Origin of the sequence: Amycolatopsis sp. NPDC023774, from assembly GCF_040639695.1 — a bacterium.
Classification (GTDB): domain Bacteria; phylum Actinomycetota; class Actinomycetes; order Mycobacteriales; family Pseudonocardiaceae; genus Amycolatopsis.
Window position 1 is genome coordinate 1 of the sequence record NZ_JBFAAJ010000048.1, and the last position, 14,871, is coordinate 14,871.

16 protein-coding genes and 1 pseudogene are annotated in these 14,871 nt (G+C 69.0%); 6 read left to right on the forward strand and 11 right to left on the reverse strand.

Features of this window, described 5'->3' with window-relative positions:
• The 8 genes from AB0F91_RS43630 to AB0F91_RS43665 all read right to left on the reverse strand — a co-directional run.
• Positions 1-572 (reverse strand): alpha/beta hydrolase (locus AB0F91_RS43630; RefSeq protein WP_360607806.1); only part of this gene is annotated, 572 nt, incomplete at its 3' end.
• Positions 573-1,545: 973 nt separating this feature from the next.
• Positions 1,546-2,241 (reverse strand): hypothetical protein, encoded by a 696-nt coding sequence (locus AB0F91_RS43635; protein ID WP_360607808.1) that lies wholly within the window; start codon positions 2,239-2,241, stop codon positions 1,546-1,548.
• A gap of 319 nt (positions 2,242-2,560) precedes the next feature.
• Positions 2,561-3,574, reverse strand: coding sequence for a hypothetical protein (locus AB0F91_RS43640; protein ID WP_360607810.1), 1,014 nt, complete (start codon positions 3,572-3,574; stop codon positions 2,561-2,563).
• A 553-nt stretch (positions 3,575-4,127) separates the two neighbouring features.
• Positions 4,128-4,673, reverse strand: coding sequence for a DoxX family membrane protein (locus AB0F91_RS43645; protein WP_360607812.1), 546 nt, complete (start codon positions 4,671-4,673; stop codon positions 4,128-4,130).
• 49 nt (positions 4,674-4,722) lie between these two features.
• The gene (locus tag AB0F91_RS43650) at positions 4,723-4,995 is read right to left on the reverse strand and encodes a hypothetical protein (protein WP_360607814.1); all 273 of its coding nucleotides are present in this window, start codon (positions 4,993-4,995) and stop codon (positions 4,723-4,725) included.
• Positions 4,996-5,136: 141 nt separating this feature from the next.
• Positions 5,137-5,733 (reverse strand): hypothetical protein, encoded by a 597-nt coding sequence (locus AB0F91_RS43655; RefSeq protein WP_360607816.1) that lies wholly within the window; start codon positions 5,731-5,733, stop codon positions 5,137-5,139.
• Positions 5,734-6,338: 605 nt separating this feature from the next.
• On the reverse strand, positions 6,339-7,526 hold the full coding sequence (locus tag AB0F91_RS43660; RefSeq protein WP_360607818.1) for a crosslink repair DNA glycosylase YcaQ family protein: 1,188 nt from the start codon (positions 7,524-7,526) through the stop codon (positions 6,339-6,341).
• Positions 7,527-8,537: 1,011 nt separating this feature from the next.
• A complete protein-coding gene (locus tag AB0F91_RS43665) occupies positions 8,538-9,146 on the reverse strand; it encodes a glyoxalase (protein WP_360607820.1) in 609 nt (202 codons plus the stop codon).
• A gap of 189 nt (positions 9,147-9,335) precedes the next feature.
• Here AB0F91_RS43665 and AB0F91_RS43670 point away from each other — a divergent pair.
• Positions 9,336-9,525: pseudogene (locus AB0F91_RS43670) on the forward strand (leucine zipper domain-containing protein); the annotation flags it as partial.
• On the opposite strand, the gene AB0F91_RS43675 reads toward AB0F91_RS43670, so the two are convergent.
• Entirely contained in the window at positions 9,519-9,884 is a 366-nt protein-coding gene (locus AB0F91_RS43675; RefSeq protein ID WP_360607822.1) for a hypothetical protein, read from the reverse strand. The pseudogene AB0F91_RS43670 and the gene AB0F91_RS43675 overlap by 7 nt on opposite strands.
• A 130-nt stretch (positions 9,885-10,014) precedes the next feature.
• On the opposite strand from AB0F91_RS43675, the gene AB0F91_RS43680 reads away from it, so the two are divergent.
• From AB0F91_RS43680 to AB0F91_RS43690, 3 genes are all read left to right on the forward strand, one after another.
• Entirely contained in the window at positions 10,015-10,860 is an 846-nt protein-coding gene (locus tag AB0F91_RS43680; protein ID WP_360607824.1) for an SGNH hydrolase domain-containing protein, read from the forward strand.
• A gap of 410 nt (positions 10,861-11,270) precedes the next feature.
• A complete protein-coding gene (locus AB0F91_RS43685; RefSeq protein WP_360607880.1) occupies positions 11,271-11,906 on the forward strand; it encodes a DUF4142 domain-containing protein in 636 nt (211 codons plus the stop codon).
• Positions 11,903-12,550, forward strand: coding sequence for a class F sortase (locus AB0F91_RS43690; protein ID WP_360607826.1), 648 nt, complete (start codon positions 11,903-11,905; stop codon positions 12,548-12,550). Before AB0F91_RS43685 ends, AB0F91_RS43690 begins: the two co-directional genes overlap by 4 nt.
• A 176-nt stretch (positions 12,551-12,726) precedes the next feature.
• On the opposite strand, the gene AB0F91_RS43695 is transcribed toward AB0F91_RS43690, so the two are convergent.
• Entirely contained in the window at positions 12,727-12,879 is a 153-nt protein-coding gene (locus AB0F91_RS43695) for a hypothetical protein (RefSeq protein WP_360607828.1), read from the reverse strand.
• Between the two features lie 68 nt (positions 12,880-12,947).
• On the opposite strand from AB0F91_RS43695, the gene AB0F91_RS43700 reads away from it, so the two are divergent.
• Complete coding sequence (locus tag AB0F91_RS43700; protein WP_360607830.1) at positions 12,948-13,247, forward strand: hypothetical protein; 300 nt, start codon at positions 12,948-12,950, stop codon at positions 13,245-13,247.
• 40 nt (positions 13,248-13,287) lie between these two features.
• The gene (locus AB0F91_RS43705; protein WP_360607832.1) at positions 13,288-13,593 is read left to right on the forward strand and encodes a hypothetical protein; all 306 of its coding nucleotides are present in this window, start codon (positions 13,288-13,290) and stop codon (positions 13,591-13,593) included.
• A gap of 324 nt (positions 13,594-13,917) precedes the next feature.
• Here AB0F91_RS43705 and AB0F91_RS43710 read toward each other — a convergent pair whose 3' ends face one another.
• Entirely contained in the window at positions 13,918-14,832 is a 915-nt protein-coding gene (locus AB0F91_RS43710; protein WP_360607834.1) for a hypothetical protein, read from the reverse strand.
• Positions 14,833-14,871 lie beyond the last annotated feature (39 nt).

Sequence of the window (14,871 nt, forward strand, 5' to 3'; positions counted from 1 at the left end):
GCGCCACCCATCATGCCCTGGCGCCACCAGTTCTCGATCATGGCTTCCGACGGCTCGACCCCGGGCCGGTTGAAGCCGTAGAACGGCCCCGAAGCGACGGCCCGGTAGAACTCCGAACGGTTCGCCAGCAGCTGCGCCTGCATGTCGTCGAACACGCTCTTGGGCAAGCCGTCGGGATTGGCGTCCGTCTGCACCATCAGCGGCGGCACGGCGCTGAGCAGCGCCGCCTTGGCGACCCGCGACTCGCCGTGGCGGGCGAGGTAGCGCACGACTTCGCCGCCGCCGGTGGAGTGTCCGATGTGGATGGCGTCGTGCAGGTCGAGGTGTTCGGTCACCGCGGCCAGGTCGTCGGCGTAGTGGTCCAGGTCGTGCCCGTCGGCCACCTGCGCCGACCGGCCGTGGCCACGACGGTCGTGGGCGATGACGCGGAAGCCGTGCTGCAGGAAGAACAGCATGTGGGTGTCCCAGTCATCCGATGACAGGGGCCAGCCATGGCTGAACACGATCGGCTGCCCGGTGCCCCAGTCCTTGTAGAAAATCTCGACGCCGTCGTTGGTGGTGATCATCGGCATGGGTGCGTTTCTCCGCTTCCTCGGGGTGCGACGGCTCCCCCGTCGGGGCCTGTCACAGTCGATGATCACGTTGCCCTGCCGGCCGGGGGCCGGGCAAGGTCGCGCGAACCAACTCGCCCGGATTAGGGCCAGAAGTACCTGAAATTACGGGTGGCACGGTGATCTCACCGATCACCACCCATCCATCCCGACGAAGTGGATCAGCATCATGAGCCACGTCAGACCCGGGCGGGGCCGTCAGGGAGCAGAACTTGCGAGGGCTGTAAACGACGGTCCAGCACGGGGCACGTCACGCCCACGGGCGACCCGGTGGCCTATACCTACGCTGGCGGGATTCGGCCGCGGTCGCACGCAGTACCTGACGGCGGGGCCTGAGGTCGTCGACGCCGAGACCGACCCCACGGTCGCGTAGTCGTTCACCAGTCGGCGGTTGCCGCACGTGCACTGCAGGCGGCTCGACCTCGACGCGAACGACGTGCAGCCTCGCTCGCCGATGTGAACAGCCCGCTGCAAGTCGGTGCCGGCAGAAGGAATACAGCCCTCGGCGAACGGGCAAAATGTCCGGGACCCTCACCCCTCCTGAGCGTCGATCTTGCTCTGACCCGAGCATCCGGCGGTGGCCTCGACGGCAACCAGGTCCGGCTTCTCGCCGCCATGGCTGCGCTGAGGGCTGGCCCTGACCGGCCGATCGACTAGCACTGATCGCGCAGAAGAACGCGACCGGAACCGCCTGTAGATCAGCAGGCTCGACCGGTCGGACTGCAGTCGACCGGTCGAGCCTGCCGCGGTTCCGCCTGTGCCGGGCCGTCGCTGTCCAGCCCGACTACGCCCGACCGGTTGAGGGCTCGACCGGTCGGCCCGTTGCCGGTCGGGGTGGACCGGTCGGATGGTCGGATCGCCGGTCGGGACCGGTCGGGGCCGCGGAATCCCCGACCGGGAGCGTGGCCTTACTCGTGTCCGGCGGGTCGTGACGTTACGGCTTGCTGAGCGCGGCCGCGAAGATCGGCGCAGCCTTTCGCAGCAGCTCACGCGCTGTATCCGGGTGGTGGGGGTAGTGGCTCGTGCTGATCGAGGTTACCCGATCACCGTGAGCCAGAAGCAGAACGCACTCACCAGCTCCGGGAAGGCCCTCCGCGCCGTCGCAGAACCCGTACTGCGCCTCGGCCACCTTCGGCAGCGAAAACTCCTCGACGATGCCGAACGCTGTGTTCTCAGGGGTCGCCGACGGGCAGGGAAGGGCTTTCCTGACGTCCTCGATCACCTGCGCCCCGCTGATGCCCTCGTAGCGGCCCACGCGCTGCTCGGCCGACAGGAAAGAGGGGTCCTCGTACGTCGGACCGCCATCGGACCAGGACACCCGCTCACCAGCGCGGACATGGGAGTCCCACGTCCGCAGCTGACGGCCGCACACGGTAACCAGCTGCATCGGCGCCGCGCTGATCACCCACGGCACCGGCTGGCCCGACTGGGCAAGCCCCAACGGTTTCAGGACGTCTTCGGCCGGCGCGTACTCAGCCAGGTCCTCAAGCGCCAACGGCGCCGACGACGTCGGCGCCGGGCGGGTGCTCACGGGGGCGGAGGAACCGGCCCCGCTCTCGACGATGTGTCCTCGCGAAGTGGAACAAGCGGACAGCAACAGAACAAGACCGGCCAGAAGGACTTTGCGCATGATCTCCTCGTTTCGCGAGGAAGATCGCCACGTCCACCCGCTCCGTTACGCGCCCGCCTCTGCGGAAAATCCCGACGCCGCGGCGCAGCGCGGTCGGTAGCGGAGGCCGTGGGCGCGGACCGGCCCTCGCGGATCCGGACCATTCCACAGGCGTCGGTGCATGCCATGTGCAGTCGTGCGCTTGCGTGCGGGACTGCGCAACAAAAATTATTTCGTAGCCAACCAGGTGCAGCAGAAACCCGGCGAGTCGAACGCCCAATGGCTGAATCGGCTTGAAGCCCTCCTGATCGTCCACATGGACCGGGTCACCGGCGCGGGCTCAGGCGCTGACGATGAAGAAGAGAGAATCCGGGCCGCCATTGCCGCACTGAAACGCGGTGAGGCACCGACGAACCCCTGACCTGGGGTTCAGGACCTGGTGGTGAAGGGTTTCGCCCTCACCGCGGTGAGCCGGTGTCGGTACCGGCCGAGTTCGTATGCCGAGTCCGCGCGTGCTTCGACCACGACGCCGGGTTCGACCGGCCAGTAGGCGAAGTCGTCGCCGCCGGGCAGGCCAGGCCACGACCCCCGAGGCCCGGACGAGGTCGCCGGGTGCGAGGCGGAGCCTGCCCGCGAGCGACGCCAGCGCCGGTCGGGTCAGCGTCGTGGAGAGCGCGACCGCCCGTACCTGTCCGCGCCGGTCGGTCTGGCCGAGGACCAGCGCCGTGGGTCGGGTGGGGGAGCCGGTCACGCCGAGGACCAGGGCGTCGACGTCGTCGACGTGGCGGACCTTCACCCAGCCCGCGCGGCCGCCGCGCAGCGGATACCGGCTGCCCAGCGGTTTCGCGAGGGCACCCTCGACGCCGACGGCGGCCTGCTCGGCGCTGATCCACTCGCGTGCCAGCTCGACGTCGAGCGTGGAGCGCATCAGCTGCACGCCGGCGTTGCCCGCGCCGATCACCGCTTCCAGCCGTTCCCGCCGGCGCGCGTACGGCAACGCCCGCACGTCATGCCCGCGGGCGCCGAGCAGGTCGAACGCCACGAACACCACCGTGACGCCCTCGGCGCGGCGCCGCACCGGCCCGTAGCCCAGGGCCGCGAAGTCCAGGCGCCCGTCGCGGTAGGCGACGATCTCGCCGTCGAGCACCACCCGCCCGAGCGCGGCCGCTGCCTCGAGGATCCCGGGGAACCGATCGGCCAGGCTGCTGCCGGTGCGGGACTGGACCGCCCAGGCGGGCACGTGGATCAAGCACCGCCAGCCGTCGAGCTTGGGTTCGTACCCGTGGCCGGCCTCGGGCAGCACGGCGGCCGGCTCGGCGACAGCGAGCCGCAACGGCAGTGACGGCACGGGCACCTGCCCATCGTCAACCCCGCTGACCAGCAGCGCAGCCGCACACCCCCGGCGCTTGGCTCGCACCATGTTCGAGGCTCAGCGACCGTGTATCGCAGACCCCCCGCAGCCCAAGCACAAGACAGCAAGAGAACGTCGCGACACCGGACGGTGCCGCCGGTGTGAGCGGGCGGCGATGCGGCGGCAGGTGCCTGGACGGCAGTCAGGCGCAGTCAGTCGCCGGCGGCGCCGTCGGGTCTTCGACGTCGCTGCTGAGCGGGGCGTCGGAGCTGGTGGGCGGCGGTCGGAATGCTGTCCTTGACCGTCACCGGGATGCCATCGAGGTCGCTCAGCGGTGCACCCGCTCCCACCGGCGCGCTGAGTCCTCAGCCTGCGCCCGCGGCGGAGCCGGCCAGCTTGGGGGTCACGGTCGCTTCCGTCCGGGGCAACACGGTGGGTTCGGTGACGTCCACCTTCCCAGCCGTGCGGGCCGACGGGGTGCAGATCGTCGCGCTGGAGTCGAACGACCACGCGTACTCGCGGCTGGTGGAACTGGAGGCTTACTCCAGCTGGGGCGTCAGAACGCCAGCCCGATCACGACCGAAGCGACTACGGCCAGCAGGAGCCCCACCAGGCCGTATCGGAACGGCGTGCGGCACCAGGGAGTGTTGATGTCCAACGCGATCCGCCCGGACCCGGCGAGCAGGATCGCGAGGGCGAGCACGGCCAGCGTCAGCTCGAACTCGTACCCCTTGCCGCTGCCCTCGAAGAAGCCGCCGCCGAGCTTGGAAACGACCACGCTGAGGCCCACGCCGAGCAGACCCGCGGCCGCGAGGGGAGTGAAGAGACCGAGCGCCAGCAGCACACCACCGCCCACTTCGGTGAGACCCGTGATCCACGAGAGCAGACCGAGTCCGCGGGTGAAACCGTAGCCCTGCAACACTTTCGCGAAGCTGTCGAGCCCCGGCCCGCCGAAGAGGCCGAAGACCTTGACGAGCCCGTGCGCGCCCATCGTCGCGGCGACGATCAAGCGCAGCAGCAGGAGCGCGACGTCGGTGCCGATCTGTTCCCGGCGAATCGGCGAAGTGCTGCCGGACAAGGAAATCCGGTCGGAATCGGTCATTTGCCCGTCCTGAGAGTGGTTCCTGCGTTCAGTGATCACCGTAGCGTGATCACAGCTGCCGGATTCGCATCAACCGGGCGGCGGACGCCGTGGCCAGCGCCATCAGGGCCGCGTCCGTGACCAAGGTCTCCCGCAGGCTCACCGCGCCGAGCAGCCCGCCGGCGAAGGCGCCCAGCGGTTGCATGCCACACGAGGAAGCGTCACGTTGCTCGCCGCCGGGGGCTGTCGCCGCCGCGGCGGGGAGCGGCTGCACGGCCGTCGCGGTGGCGCGCGAGAGCAACTCAGGGGCGATGAGGGCTTGGCGCAGCGTCTGCCGGTTCACGCCGCACAGCGCCGGCCTGGCGCGGCGGGCGGCGCCGAAGGCGCGCGCGAAGTCTGATCACACTCTGAGTCGCTGCCGCAGCGGTGCCCTCTCCTGGGCTGCCCCAGCACGGTGGGCCACGCACCCAAGATTGGTCCTCGTTCAGCGGAAGTCGCGGCTGCTGCTGGCGAGGCTTTTGAGGTCGAGCGGGATGACCTGGTCGGCGACGAGGGACACGGTGCCGTGTCCGACCTGGGCGATGCCACGCACAAGCAGCGCCGGGCTGTTCAGCCACACCTGCCGCGCCCTGCGCCACATCCCGATCGACATGATCACGTTGCACATGCCGGTTTCGTCCTCGAGGTTGAGGAAGGTGATCCCGCCCGCGGTGGCGGGGCGCTGTTTGTGGGTGACGGCGCCGCCGATGCGGATGCGGGTGCCGTCGGGGACGTCGAGGAGCCGGCCGGCGGGGATGGCGCCGAGCTCATCGAGGTGGGTGCGGAGGAATTCGATGGGGTGGCGGTAGGCGGTGATGCCGGTGGCCCACAGGTCGGCCGACGCGAGCTCGAAGGTGGTCATGCCGGGCAGGGCGGGGGCGTCGTGCCCGATGGCCAGGCCCGGGAGGTGCTCGGCGCGGGTGGTGGCGGCGGCGCCGGCGGCCCAGAGCGCGGCGCGACGGTCTGGCCCGAGGCCGGTGAAGGTGCCGGCGGTGGCGAGGGCTTCCAAGGCGGGCCGGTCGAGCTGCACCCGCTCGGTCACCTGGCCGATCGACGCGTAGGGCAGGGGCGAGCAGCTTGTGTTCGTGTTCCCACGTTTCTTCGCCGCGGCGGCGGGCGGGACCGGTCGCAGCTCCGCCCGGGGGCCAGGCGCTCGCGCTCGGCGTCGACTGCTTCCTCGACCTGGCCTGCGCGACGCTGCGCTCGGGCGACGTGTGGGTGCCCGGGTAACACCGCTACGCCGACCCGACCACGTTCCTGCTCCCCCCGCAGCGGTGGACGTGGGCGGGCGGACGGTGTCGGTCCAGCCGGACACGCAGATCGTGCTGTGGATGTTGGACTGGGTGACAGCCGAGTAGTAGATGCCGGGCGTGTAGCTCGAATCGGGCAGCGGCAGGCGGGCGGTGGAACAGATCGCAGCAAGGGCGACACCGTCGGTGATGACGACACCGTCCCGGCGAGGGCTACAGCAGCGAAGATCGCGGTGACCGACCGCACGACGACACGCATGGGAACCTCCGGAAACTGTCCCCGGACCGGGTCGCCGAGGGCTGTGAACATCGCACCCACCGCACGTTGGACTCAACGGGTAAAGGAAGGTGCGACCGATCGGGCGAGCCGAACGGAGGGTGCGGCCAGGCCAAAACGTCAATTCCGTGTGAGCGCCGTGCGCCACTGGTCGGGCACCGGCCCTGTGTAGTCGATGCGGGTCGCGCCGAGGAACGTCGCGAGCTCGGTGATGGCGTGGCTGACCCCCTTTGCGGCGTTCGCCGGAGCGCTGGGTTCGGAGTAGACGCCCTCGATCTCGAGCACGCCCTTGCGCCGGTTCAACCGCGGCGCGACGCGGCCGATCAGGCGGTCGCAGTGGAGGATCGGGAGCACGTAGTAGCCGTACTGGCGGTTGGCCTTCGGCACGTACATCTCCGTGCGGAAGGCGAAGTCCCACAGGCGTTCCGTACGGGCGCGGTCGCAGATGAGGTTGTCGAACGGCGACAGCAGAGTGGTGCGGGGGCTCCAGTCGCCCGGCGGTGTGCGGTCGGCGTGGAGGTACCAGGGCGTGGGGTCGTCCTCCAGGGTGACCTTGGTGGCGCGCCCGTCGGCGACGAGCTTCGCGAGCGCCGCGGTGAGGCCGGGGTAGCGCTCGCGGACGAAGTGCTGCTCGATGTCTTGCTCGCGGGCGATGCCGAGGGCGCGCAACGCGTGGTCCGCGCTTGCTTCGACGACTTCCTCGTCGGGCAGCGGCGTGCGGTCCAGGCCGGCCGGCAAGCAGCGGGAAGCCAAGTCCCACAAGCGTTTTCCGCCTCTGCGCGCCGCGACCATGATCTCGCCGCGGAACCAGAGGACGTCGAGCATGCGCTCGACGTTCCGGCCGGTCGTCCAGCCGCCCGACACCCACGGGACGACGGCCCTGTCTTCGAACTCGGCCGCCGGGAGAGGGCCGGCTTCGCGGAGCCGTTCGAGGATGTGGTTGTGCAGCTCGGTGTTGCCACGGAGAAACTCGGCGACGCGGCGGCCGTACGCGGATTTGCCGCGCGGGTAGACGCGCATCAGCGCTTGGTGCAGCGGGTAGTCCTCGGTGAGCACGATGGAGGCGGCGTGGGCCCAATACTCGAAGAGGCTGCGGTCCTCCCACATCCGCTTGTCGAGCTCTCCGCGGTCGTAGTTTCCGAGGCGGCTGCGCAACACGAGGTGATGGCTGTTGGCCACGACGGCGATCGGATCCAGCTGGAGACAGCGAAGGGTGGTGAGGGCTTCGTCCATGGTTCGTGCCCCGCGTCCGTCGAGGTGCTGACTGCTGATCGCCCAACGGCGGGCGTCCCGGATGCTGACCTTCACGGGAACGACCGTAGCGCTTCCGAGGTCGCTCGGGCCGCCGGTTCGCTGCGGATGGCCGAGGTTGTCCACAACTCGGCTGTGCTGTGGACAACCTCGGCTTGGGCGGCGGTTTTGTCGGTGGTGCTCGGTAGAATGGGCTTGGGTACATGGTTGCAGGGTGGGCACGGTCTCTGTTGATCATGTGAGTGTCTAAGTGCGTGTTTCACTTGGATCTTGGTTGACCTCCGGGCAAGATCGTGAAATGCGCGATGAACTGGACCCGGACGCGCTGCACTGCGGCACCGCCTGCCGACGTGGGGGCCGTCTTTGCCGACTGGGAGTCCCACAGGAACTTGATGAAAGTGGTCCATACCTCCGACCCGAAGGCCAGCTGCCACCGCGAGTTGTCGTCCGCCGGCATCAGGTCACGCTGGTAGACCACCACTGAATCGGGGCGCTGCCTGAAGTGGTTCAGCAGGGCTTAGATTCGGGCGGTATTCGGCACGGTCGGATCGATAACCGTCGCGAGGTCGTCGTCGCGCTCGCTCATGAGCAGCAACATACCGCTAAGCGGTTGCGCCGCGACTTTGACGAGTACCCACCGTAATAAGGGAACCGGGTGTCATTCGCGCACCCTGGGTTTCTCGCACGTGCAGACTTCGCGTCTGATGCAAACACGATCCGGCCGTCGAGGCGGCTGGACAGCCGGCCGGGTGTCGGCGCCGGGCCACACGCCACAGCTGACCAACCCGGGTCGATCCTGCTCGGCAGCCAGGTGACCTGCACTTTTCGGGCGTGGTTGGTCCATCGGAGTTACGCTCGCGGGCAGGCCTTTCGCGGCGTCGTGGCGCACGCGCGTGACGCGGCCCACCGGCAGGTGCGGGGGAGAAATCCCTGCCGGCGGGTCCGCCGCGCACCATGCCACCGCGCCGTGTGTCCACGATTGTCGTCTCAGGGCGGGGCACTGGCGCCGTGGTGTAACAAGATCTTTTGTGGGTGGGCTCGCCTCCAGCGCGGCTCTCGCCGTGCAGCTCAGTCCATCCGTTCTTCCCAGACGAATCCGTCTGAGTCGGTGAAGGCGCCTGCATCGCTGCAGATCAGGAGCCCGTGCGACCCGGTGCGGTCCGGTGAAACGCCGGCGGTCTTGGCGAGCGCGCCAAGTTTGTTGAGCGTCAGCTTGACGGGACCGGTGTCGAACTCGACGTATTTGCTTCCGTAGCTTTTGGCCAGGGTCAGGCCGCGGCCGAGATAGAAGTGCTTGCTTGCGGCCACATTCGTGACGCCAAGTTGGAGCACGATCGCATCGATCTGGCGAGTGGCAGGACCGGTGTCCTTCTTCGACGAGGACGCGACCGTCCAGACCGTGCCGTCCGGGGCCTGGACGACACCGCCGTATCCCCACAGCGACTTCGCCGCCGGCTTGAGCACTTTTGCGCCGGCATCGAGGGCGCTGTCGATGAGGCTGTTAGCGGTGGCAGGCTGGGACACGACAAGGGACATGGTGAACCCGCGGAAGCCGCTCGTCGGCGACTGCGAGGCCCGTACCCGCACCCTGTCGCCCACCCCGAAGGCGGCGGTGTAGAAGGCCTCAGCCACCGTGGTGTCGACGACCTCGATGGTGACGAATTCGATGGCTCCCATGTCGGTCATGCTAATCGGAATCGGGTGATCCTTGCTTTTCGAATCCTGATCACCTATCGCGCCCCCGTAGCTGTGCTGTTCGGGCACGTTGGTGATGCGGCGACACGGTTGTGATGATCTTGATATAGGTGAGGACCTCGGGTGTCGGTGTGGATCACCACGAATTTGCACCGACTCCCAGAGGTCCTCATGGTTCACCGTGACGCCCCGTTGACGCCGACCGGCAGGCTGAGGCTTGCCCGGTGCGTCGTTGAGCAGGGTTGGCCGCCGCGGGGCTGAGCGATTCCAGGTCTCACACACGACGGCGTCGCGTTGGGCCGCGCGCTACCGCACGAGTGGGCCGGCGGGAGTGGTCGACCGCTCCCGGCGTGGTCATCGGGGGCGCGTACGGAGGTGAACGTCCCTCTGAGTGTTGGTCAGGTCGTGACGGGCGGCGGTGTTGCCGGCTGATCGGGACGCGGCGCCAATGAGGCCGCCGGCGCAGACCCAGCAGATCCAGACCGCGGCCAGCAGCCGCCACAACGGTTCCAGGCGGGTGAGCGGGAGCAGGACGATCGACCCCAGCGACACCGCCAGCAGCGGGGCGATCACCAGCCCCGCGCGCCAGGCCGGCCGGGGCCCCAGCCTAGCGCCGGCCGCGCCCCTGGACACTGACCAGATCAGCAGGGCCAGCCCGGCCAGGTGCAGCGCGCCGCCGGTGCTTGTCGGCGGCTCGGTCACCGCGATCGCCGTCAGCATGAGTCTGGTGCTGTTGCACCTGGCGCCCGCACCGACGGGACACGGCGCGGCAGCCCCCGCCCCGACCGTCCGGACGCCAACCGCACCCGCGTCCTCTACCGCCGACGCACGGGACGTGGCCCTCCGGCAGATGATCGCGCAGGTACAGACATCGGTCGCGGCGTCGGCAGGAGTGCGCGACATTCCAGCGAATCTGACGCCGCCGCTCGGCCGGGCGAAAACCGACAAGGCGAACGTGTTCCTCAACGGCTGCGTGCGCTCGTGGCGCGACCTCGGACAACCCCCGTGCCGGTCCGGCGATCCACACTCAAGCACCACCGTCGCTCTGGTCGGCGACTCACACGCAGCCATGTGGAGCCCGGCGATGGAAGCGCTGGCCGAACAACGGCACTGGCGGCTGGAAACCCTCAGCAAGGTCACCTGCCCATTGCTGGACCTGCCTCTCACCAGCCCGTACCTAGGCCGGGAATACGCCGAATGCGAGCAGTGGCGGGGTCAGGTCCTCACCCGGCTGCGCGCCGAGCACCCACGCCTGATCGTCCTCGGCACGTCCCGGCGTTACGGAGCCGACTTCGGTTTCACCGTCTACAGTCGGCCCTGGCTCGACAGCCTCGCCCGGACAGTGGCACAGCTCCGGTCCACCGGCGCCGCCGTCCTGGTCCTCGGACCAGTCCCAGACCCCCACTCCACCGTGCCGACCTGCCTGTCCTCCCACCTCGACGACGCCACCGCCTGCTCACCGCCCGAACCCGTCGCGGTGAACACCGCCGGCATCGCCACAGAAGCCGCGGCCACCACGGCCCACGGAGGCGACTACGCCGACCTCACCAAGCTCTTCTGCACCACCGAACACTGCCCGGTCATCGTCGGCAACATCCTCGTGTACCGCGACGACAACCACCTCACGACCACCTACGCCCGAACACTCACGCCCCTCATCGGAGCACTCGCCGACCACGCGCTCACACACAGCTGACCTAGTGTTCGGAAAGCCGTCTCCGCCCGCCTCGGGCTCGGCGACGCGTTCTACCCCACGGCAGCCGATCGTGCCCGGGATGGGCCTGTGCTGATTACCGGATTGTTCACAACCGAGGTGTCGGCGGCGACGTTCGTTTCGATGGTCGGCTCTCGGAGCCTGTGGCCTCCATATTCCCAGTTCAGCAGCCGGCTCAGCCAGACCCGCCCGATCTTCGGCGACTACTACGGGGACTCCTTCCTGTGCCTGCGGGTCGAAGTCGGCCACGTTTAGGTCTGGTTTCGGGGGTTACGTCGGCGGCTCGCGGGCCTCATGGCCCGTGCCGAGTGATCATCGGGAAAGGGGAGTGGACGACCATGGTGAACATACGGAAGGCGGCAGCGCTCGCCGGTGCGGTCACGCTGGCGGCCATGCTGGCAGTCCCAGCGCGGGCGGTCGCTGACGAGCAAGTTTCCTCGCAGGACACGACGTTCATGGTGCAGAACGCGCAGACCGACCTGGCCGAGATCAGCCTTGGCCAGATCGCCGTCCAGCGCGCCACCAGCTCCGACGCGCGGAACCTGGCGCAGGAGACAATGGCAGATCACCAGCAGGCCCTGGGCAAGCTGCAAACGCTGGCGAGCCAGAACGGCGTCGCCTTGCCGGACACTCCCAGCGCCGAGCAGCACAGCATGGCCGCAGCCGTGACCAGTGAGTCCGGATCGGCCTTCGACGTCGCCTACCTGCGCGCCCAGGTCACCGGCCACACCACGTCGATCTCGCAGGCGGAGACCGAGCTGTCCAGCGGTCGCGACGCAGCCGTCGTCGCCTTCGCCCGCGACTACCTGCCCGTCGCGCAGAAACATCTCGCACACGCACAGTCCGCCCTGCAAGCCATGGGCTTGGCGCCAAGTGGGGTGAACACCGGCTCCGGAGGTGCCGCCGCTGCCCAGGACGCGCCCGTGGGCTGGTACGCGGCGATCGCAGCCGGTGGTCTCGTCCTCGCCGCGGCGGCCGCGTTGACGCTGTTGCCAAGCCGCCGCGGGCAGGCATCCCAGCCACGATGACGCTGGCTCGAACCTGGCTCCCGTGCGCCGGGCTGGCCGTGGGTATCGCTCTGCTCAGCGGGGGTGTGGCAGGCGTCCTCACCGTGCCGTCGCCACGAGACGTCGGCACGGTCCCGGAAGCCCGCACACACAGCGCGCCACTGACGACGGTGCGGGCCGCCGCACCAGCGCAGGAACCGCCGCCCGCAGCGGCGTTCGCCCCGGCCCAGGCGCCGCTGCGGGTGCGCATTCCGACGCTGAGCGTGAATGCGCCCGTTGTTCCCGTCGACACCGCGCCCGACAACACCCTCACCGTGCCCGAAGACCCGGCGACGGTGGGATGGTGGAGCGCGGGCGCGTGGCCCGGTGACCGACACGGCACGGTGGTGCTCGCCGGCCACGTCGATACGGACGAGGCCGGTGCGGGTGCCCTGTTCCGGCTCAACGACCTCCGGCCCGGCGATGTCGTCGCCCTTCAGACCGCGCAGGGCACCCTGTCCTATCGGGTCCGAGCGCTGCGCCACTACCCGAAGCGCACGTTGCCGGCCGAAACGTTCGACCACTCCGGTGCCCCACGCCTGGTGCTGATCACCTGTGGCGGCAGATTCGACGTCCGCAATAGGGAATACACCGACAACGTCGTCGCCTACGCGACATCGCCCTGACCTGATCTTGACGCCGCTCGGCGCGGATGGCCGTGCACTCAGGGCGCGCCTGCGGCAAATGCCCGCCTCACGGGCCATGCTGACCAACGCGCTTTCCGCAATGCGGCGGACGGTCGCCGACAGGCGACCGCCGACGGTCAGGGGCTGATCGGTGGTGCTGAAGTCCGCGGACTCGTCTATCCCGTGCGGCGCAGCGGCGCGCGCTGGGCCAGCCAGCGACGACGCATCGCCGCGACGCTCAGGGGCGCCGGGAGAGCTTCGGCCTCGACGTCGCGGCGCCACGCGTCCAGCAGCTGCGTCAGCCTGTCGTCGATCCGAACTTCGCGCACACTATCCACGTCGCTGACCACCACGTTCCGGGCGACGTCGACGAACCAGCCACGAGCTCTTGCGCGGTTTGGCCACACAGATCAAGGTGCTCGCCGCGATCCTCGCCGTCGCCCCGAGTACCGCCGAGATCCCGATCATGATGACCGTGCTCGCCCACAAGACCGCCCGCGCCCGCCCGCTGCTCGATACCCGCGAGCCGCGCGTCTCCCTGCTGCTCGACCAGGCCCAGCAACAGGCGGTGGTAATGCGCGATGACGCCGCCCGTTCCGATCTCGTCGCCGCGCACGGCTATCTCCTCGTCGTGCTGCGTCACCTCGGTGACAGTCCAGGCCCAGACGGGCGAGCACGAGAACTATTCGACGTTTGAGGAACTCTGATCAGCGGGTTCCCGCCCGCGCGGCGGGCCCGTGATCGTCGGCGGTGCGGGCACAATCCAGGTGGTGATCAGGGACATTTACATCGCGCTGCCGGAACCTGACGGCAGTTATCGAGAGCCGCCGTCGTTTGAGCTGGGTGTTTCGGTCGTAGGGGGTGTGGCCTATCTGGAACGCATGGAGCTGAGCGGGGACAAGGACCCGCAGCGCCGGCAGACGGGGCCCGCGATGACAGTCCCGGCGCAGGCGCTGCTGCGGGCGTTGCAGGCTGCCATCGCCGACGACGAATCATCCGCCGAGTTCCTTCGCGAGCAGGAGCAGACCCATCCCGGCACGTGAGTAAGCCGCCGGCGACACCGGTCCGTGGGTTGCGCGCACCGGGTTGTCACTGGCGGTGTGAAGATGCACCGAAGCCGGACTCGCCGGGCCGGCCATCCGCGTGATGCCAGCGCGACCGCTGGCCACGACATCTGACCCGCAAAAACCGCGAAGACCAGCCTGCCCCGGTAACGCACGTCGCGCCGGGGCCCCGCCTCGCGCTTCACCGTCGTGAAAGGCGCTGGCTGATCTGCACCGGGTCGGTGTACGGGAACAGGGTGTTCAAGCCGAGGCCTTGGGCGAGGTTGCCGAGCAGCTTCTCGACGACGGTGGGAGTGTCGTTGATCAGGTCGTCGCTTGGACGTGGGGCGCTCTGGCGGAGGCGTCCATAGCGTGCGTCGACAACAGGCCCTTCAGCCCGGTCATGTGAACGCCGACGTTCCATCGTCCGAAGTAGCCGGCGTTGTCAGCGAGTGTGATTCCGGCAAGTTGGAGCACCTGGTGGGTCAGCTCCATCGCGTAGTTCGGCGAAATGCAGAAGTCATCGCGTGGCTCCGGCACATCGCGCATGTCCCAGACGCGTGTACCCGGGACGCTCACGACTTGGACGGCGCCATGATCGTCCACCAGCAGGTACAGCAGCCCCTCTTCGAATCGTTCCCCAACCTCTTCACGGTTCGGGACGACGTAGGTGGCCAGGGCGATGCCGTCGGGATGCGGGACACGGTGTTCGAGGCTTGCCAGAGAAGGCCACCACTTGGCCGGGAACGTCTCGACCTTCCGGATCCAGGCCGGGCTGGATTGCTGTGCCAGCACCTCGGTGACCGTCGACGTCGGAGGTTTCGCGGGCCGGAGGTAGAGGTAGAGGTGGCCGAAGCGCGTGTCCTGCCCCCGCACCGGATCGAAGGTCTCAGGCATGGCCAACAGGTGGTCGAGGAAGGTCTCGCGCTGGTGATGTCGTTGCGCCCAGAGTCTCTGCGCCTCGGCGTCGGTCAGCGGGCGTTTCCCGGTGGCGCTGCGTCCCCAGTACTTCTCGTCGGCCATGTGCGGTGCGTCGGCCGAGGCCGGCACCACGACCAACAGCACCTCCTGCGCGGGGTCGGCTGGATTCGAGATCGGGATCAAGTCCACGTTCAGCGGTGGGGTCACGCGTGTCGTCGCGACCCGGGCGACGCGATCACGTAGCGCCTTGACGTCGTCGGCGATGCCCACCACGCCGCTCGCGTCCTCGAGTTTGTCGCGCGCACCGGCCAGCAGCACGCCGCCTTCGACGCTGAGTGGCCAGGTCGCGTGCCAACT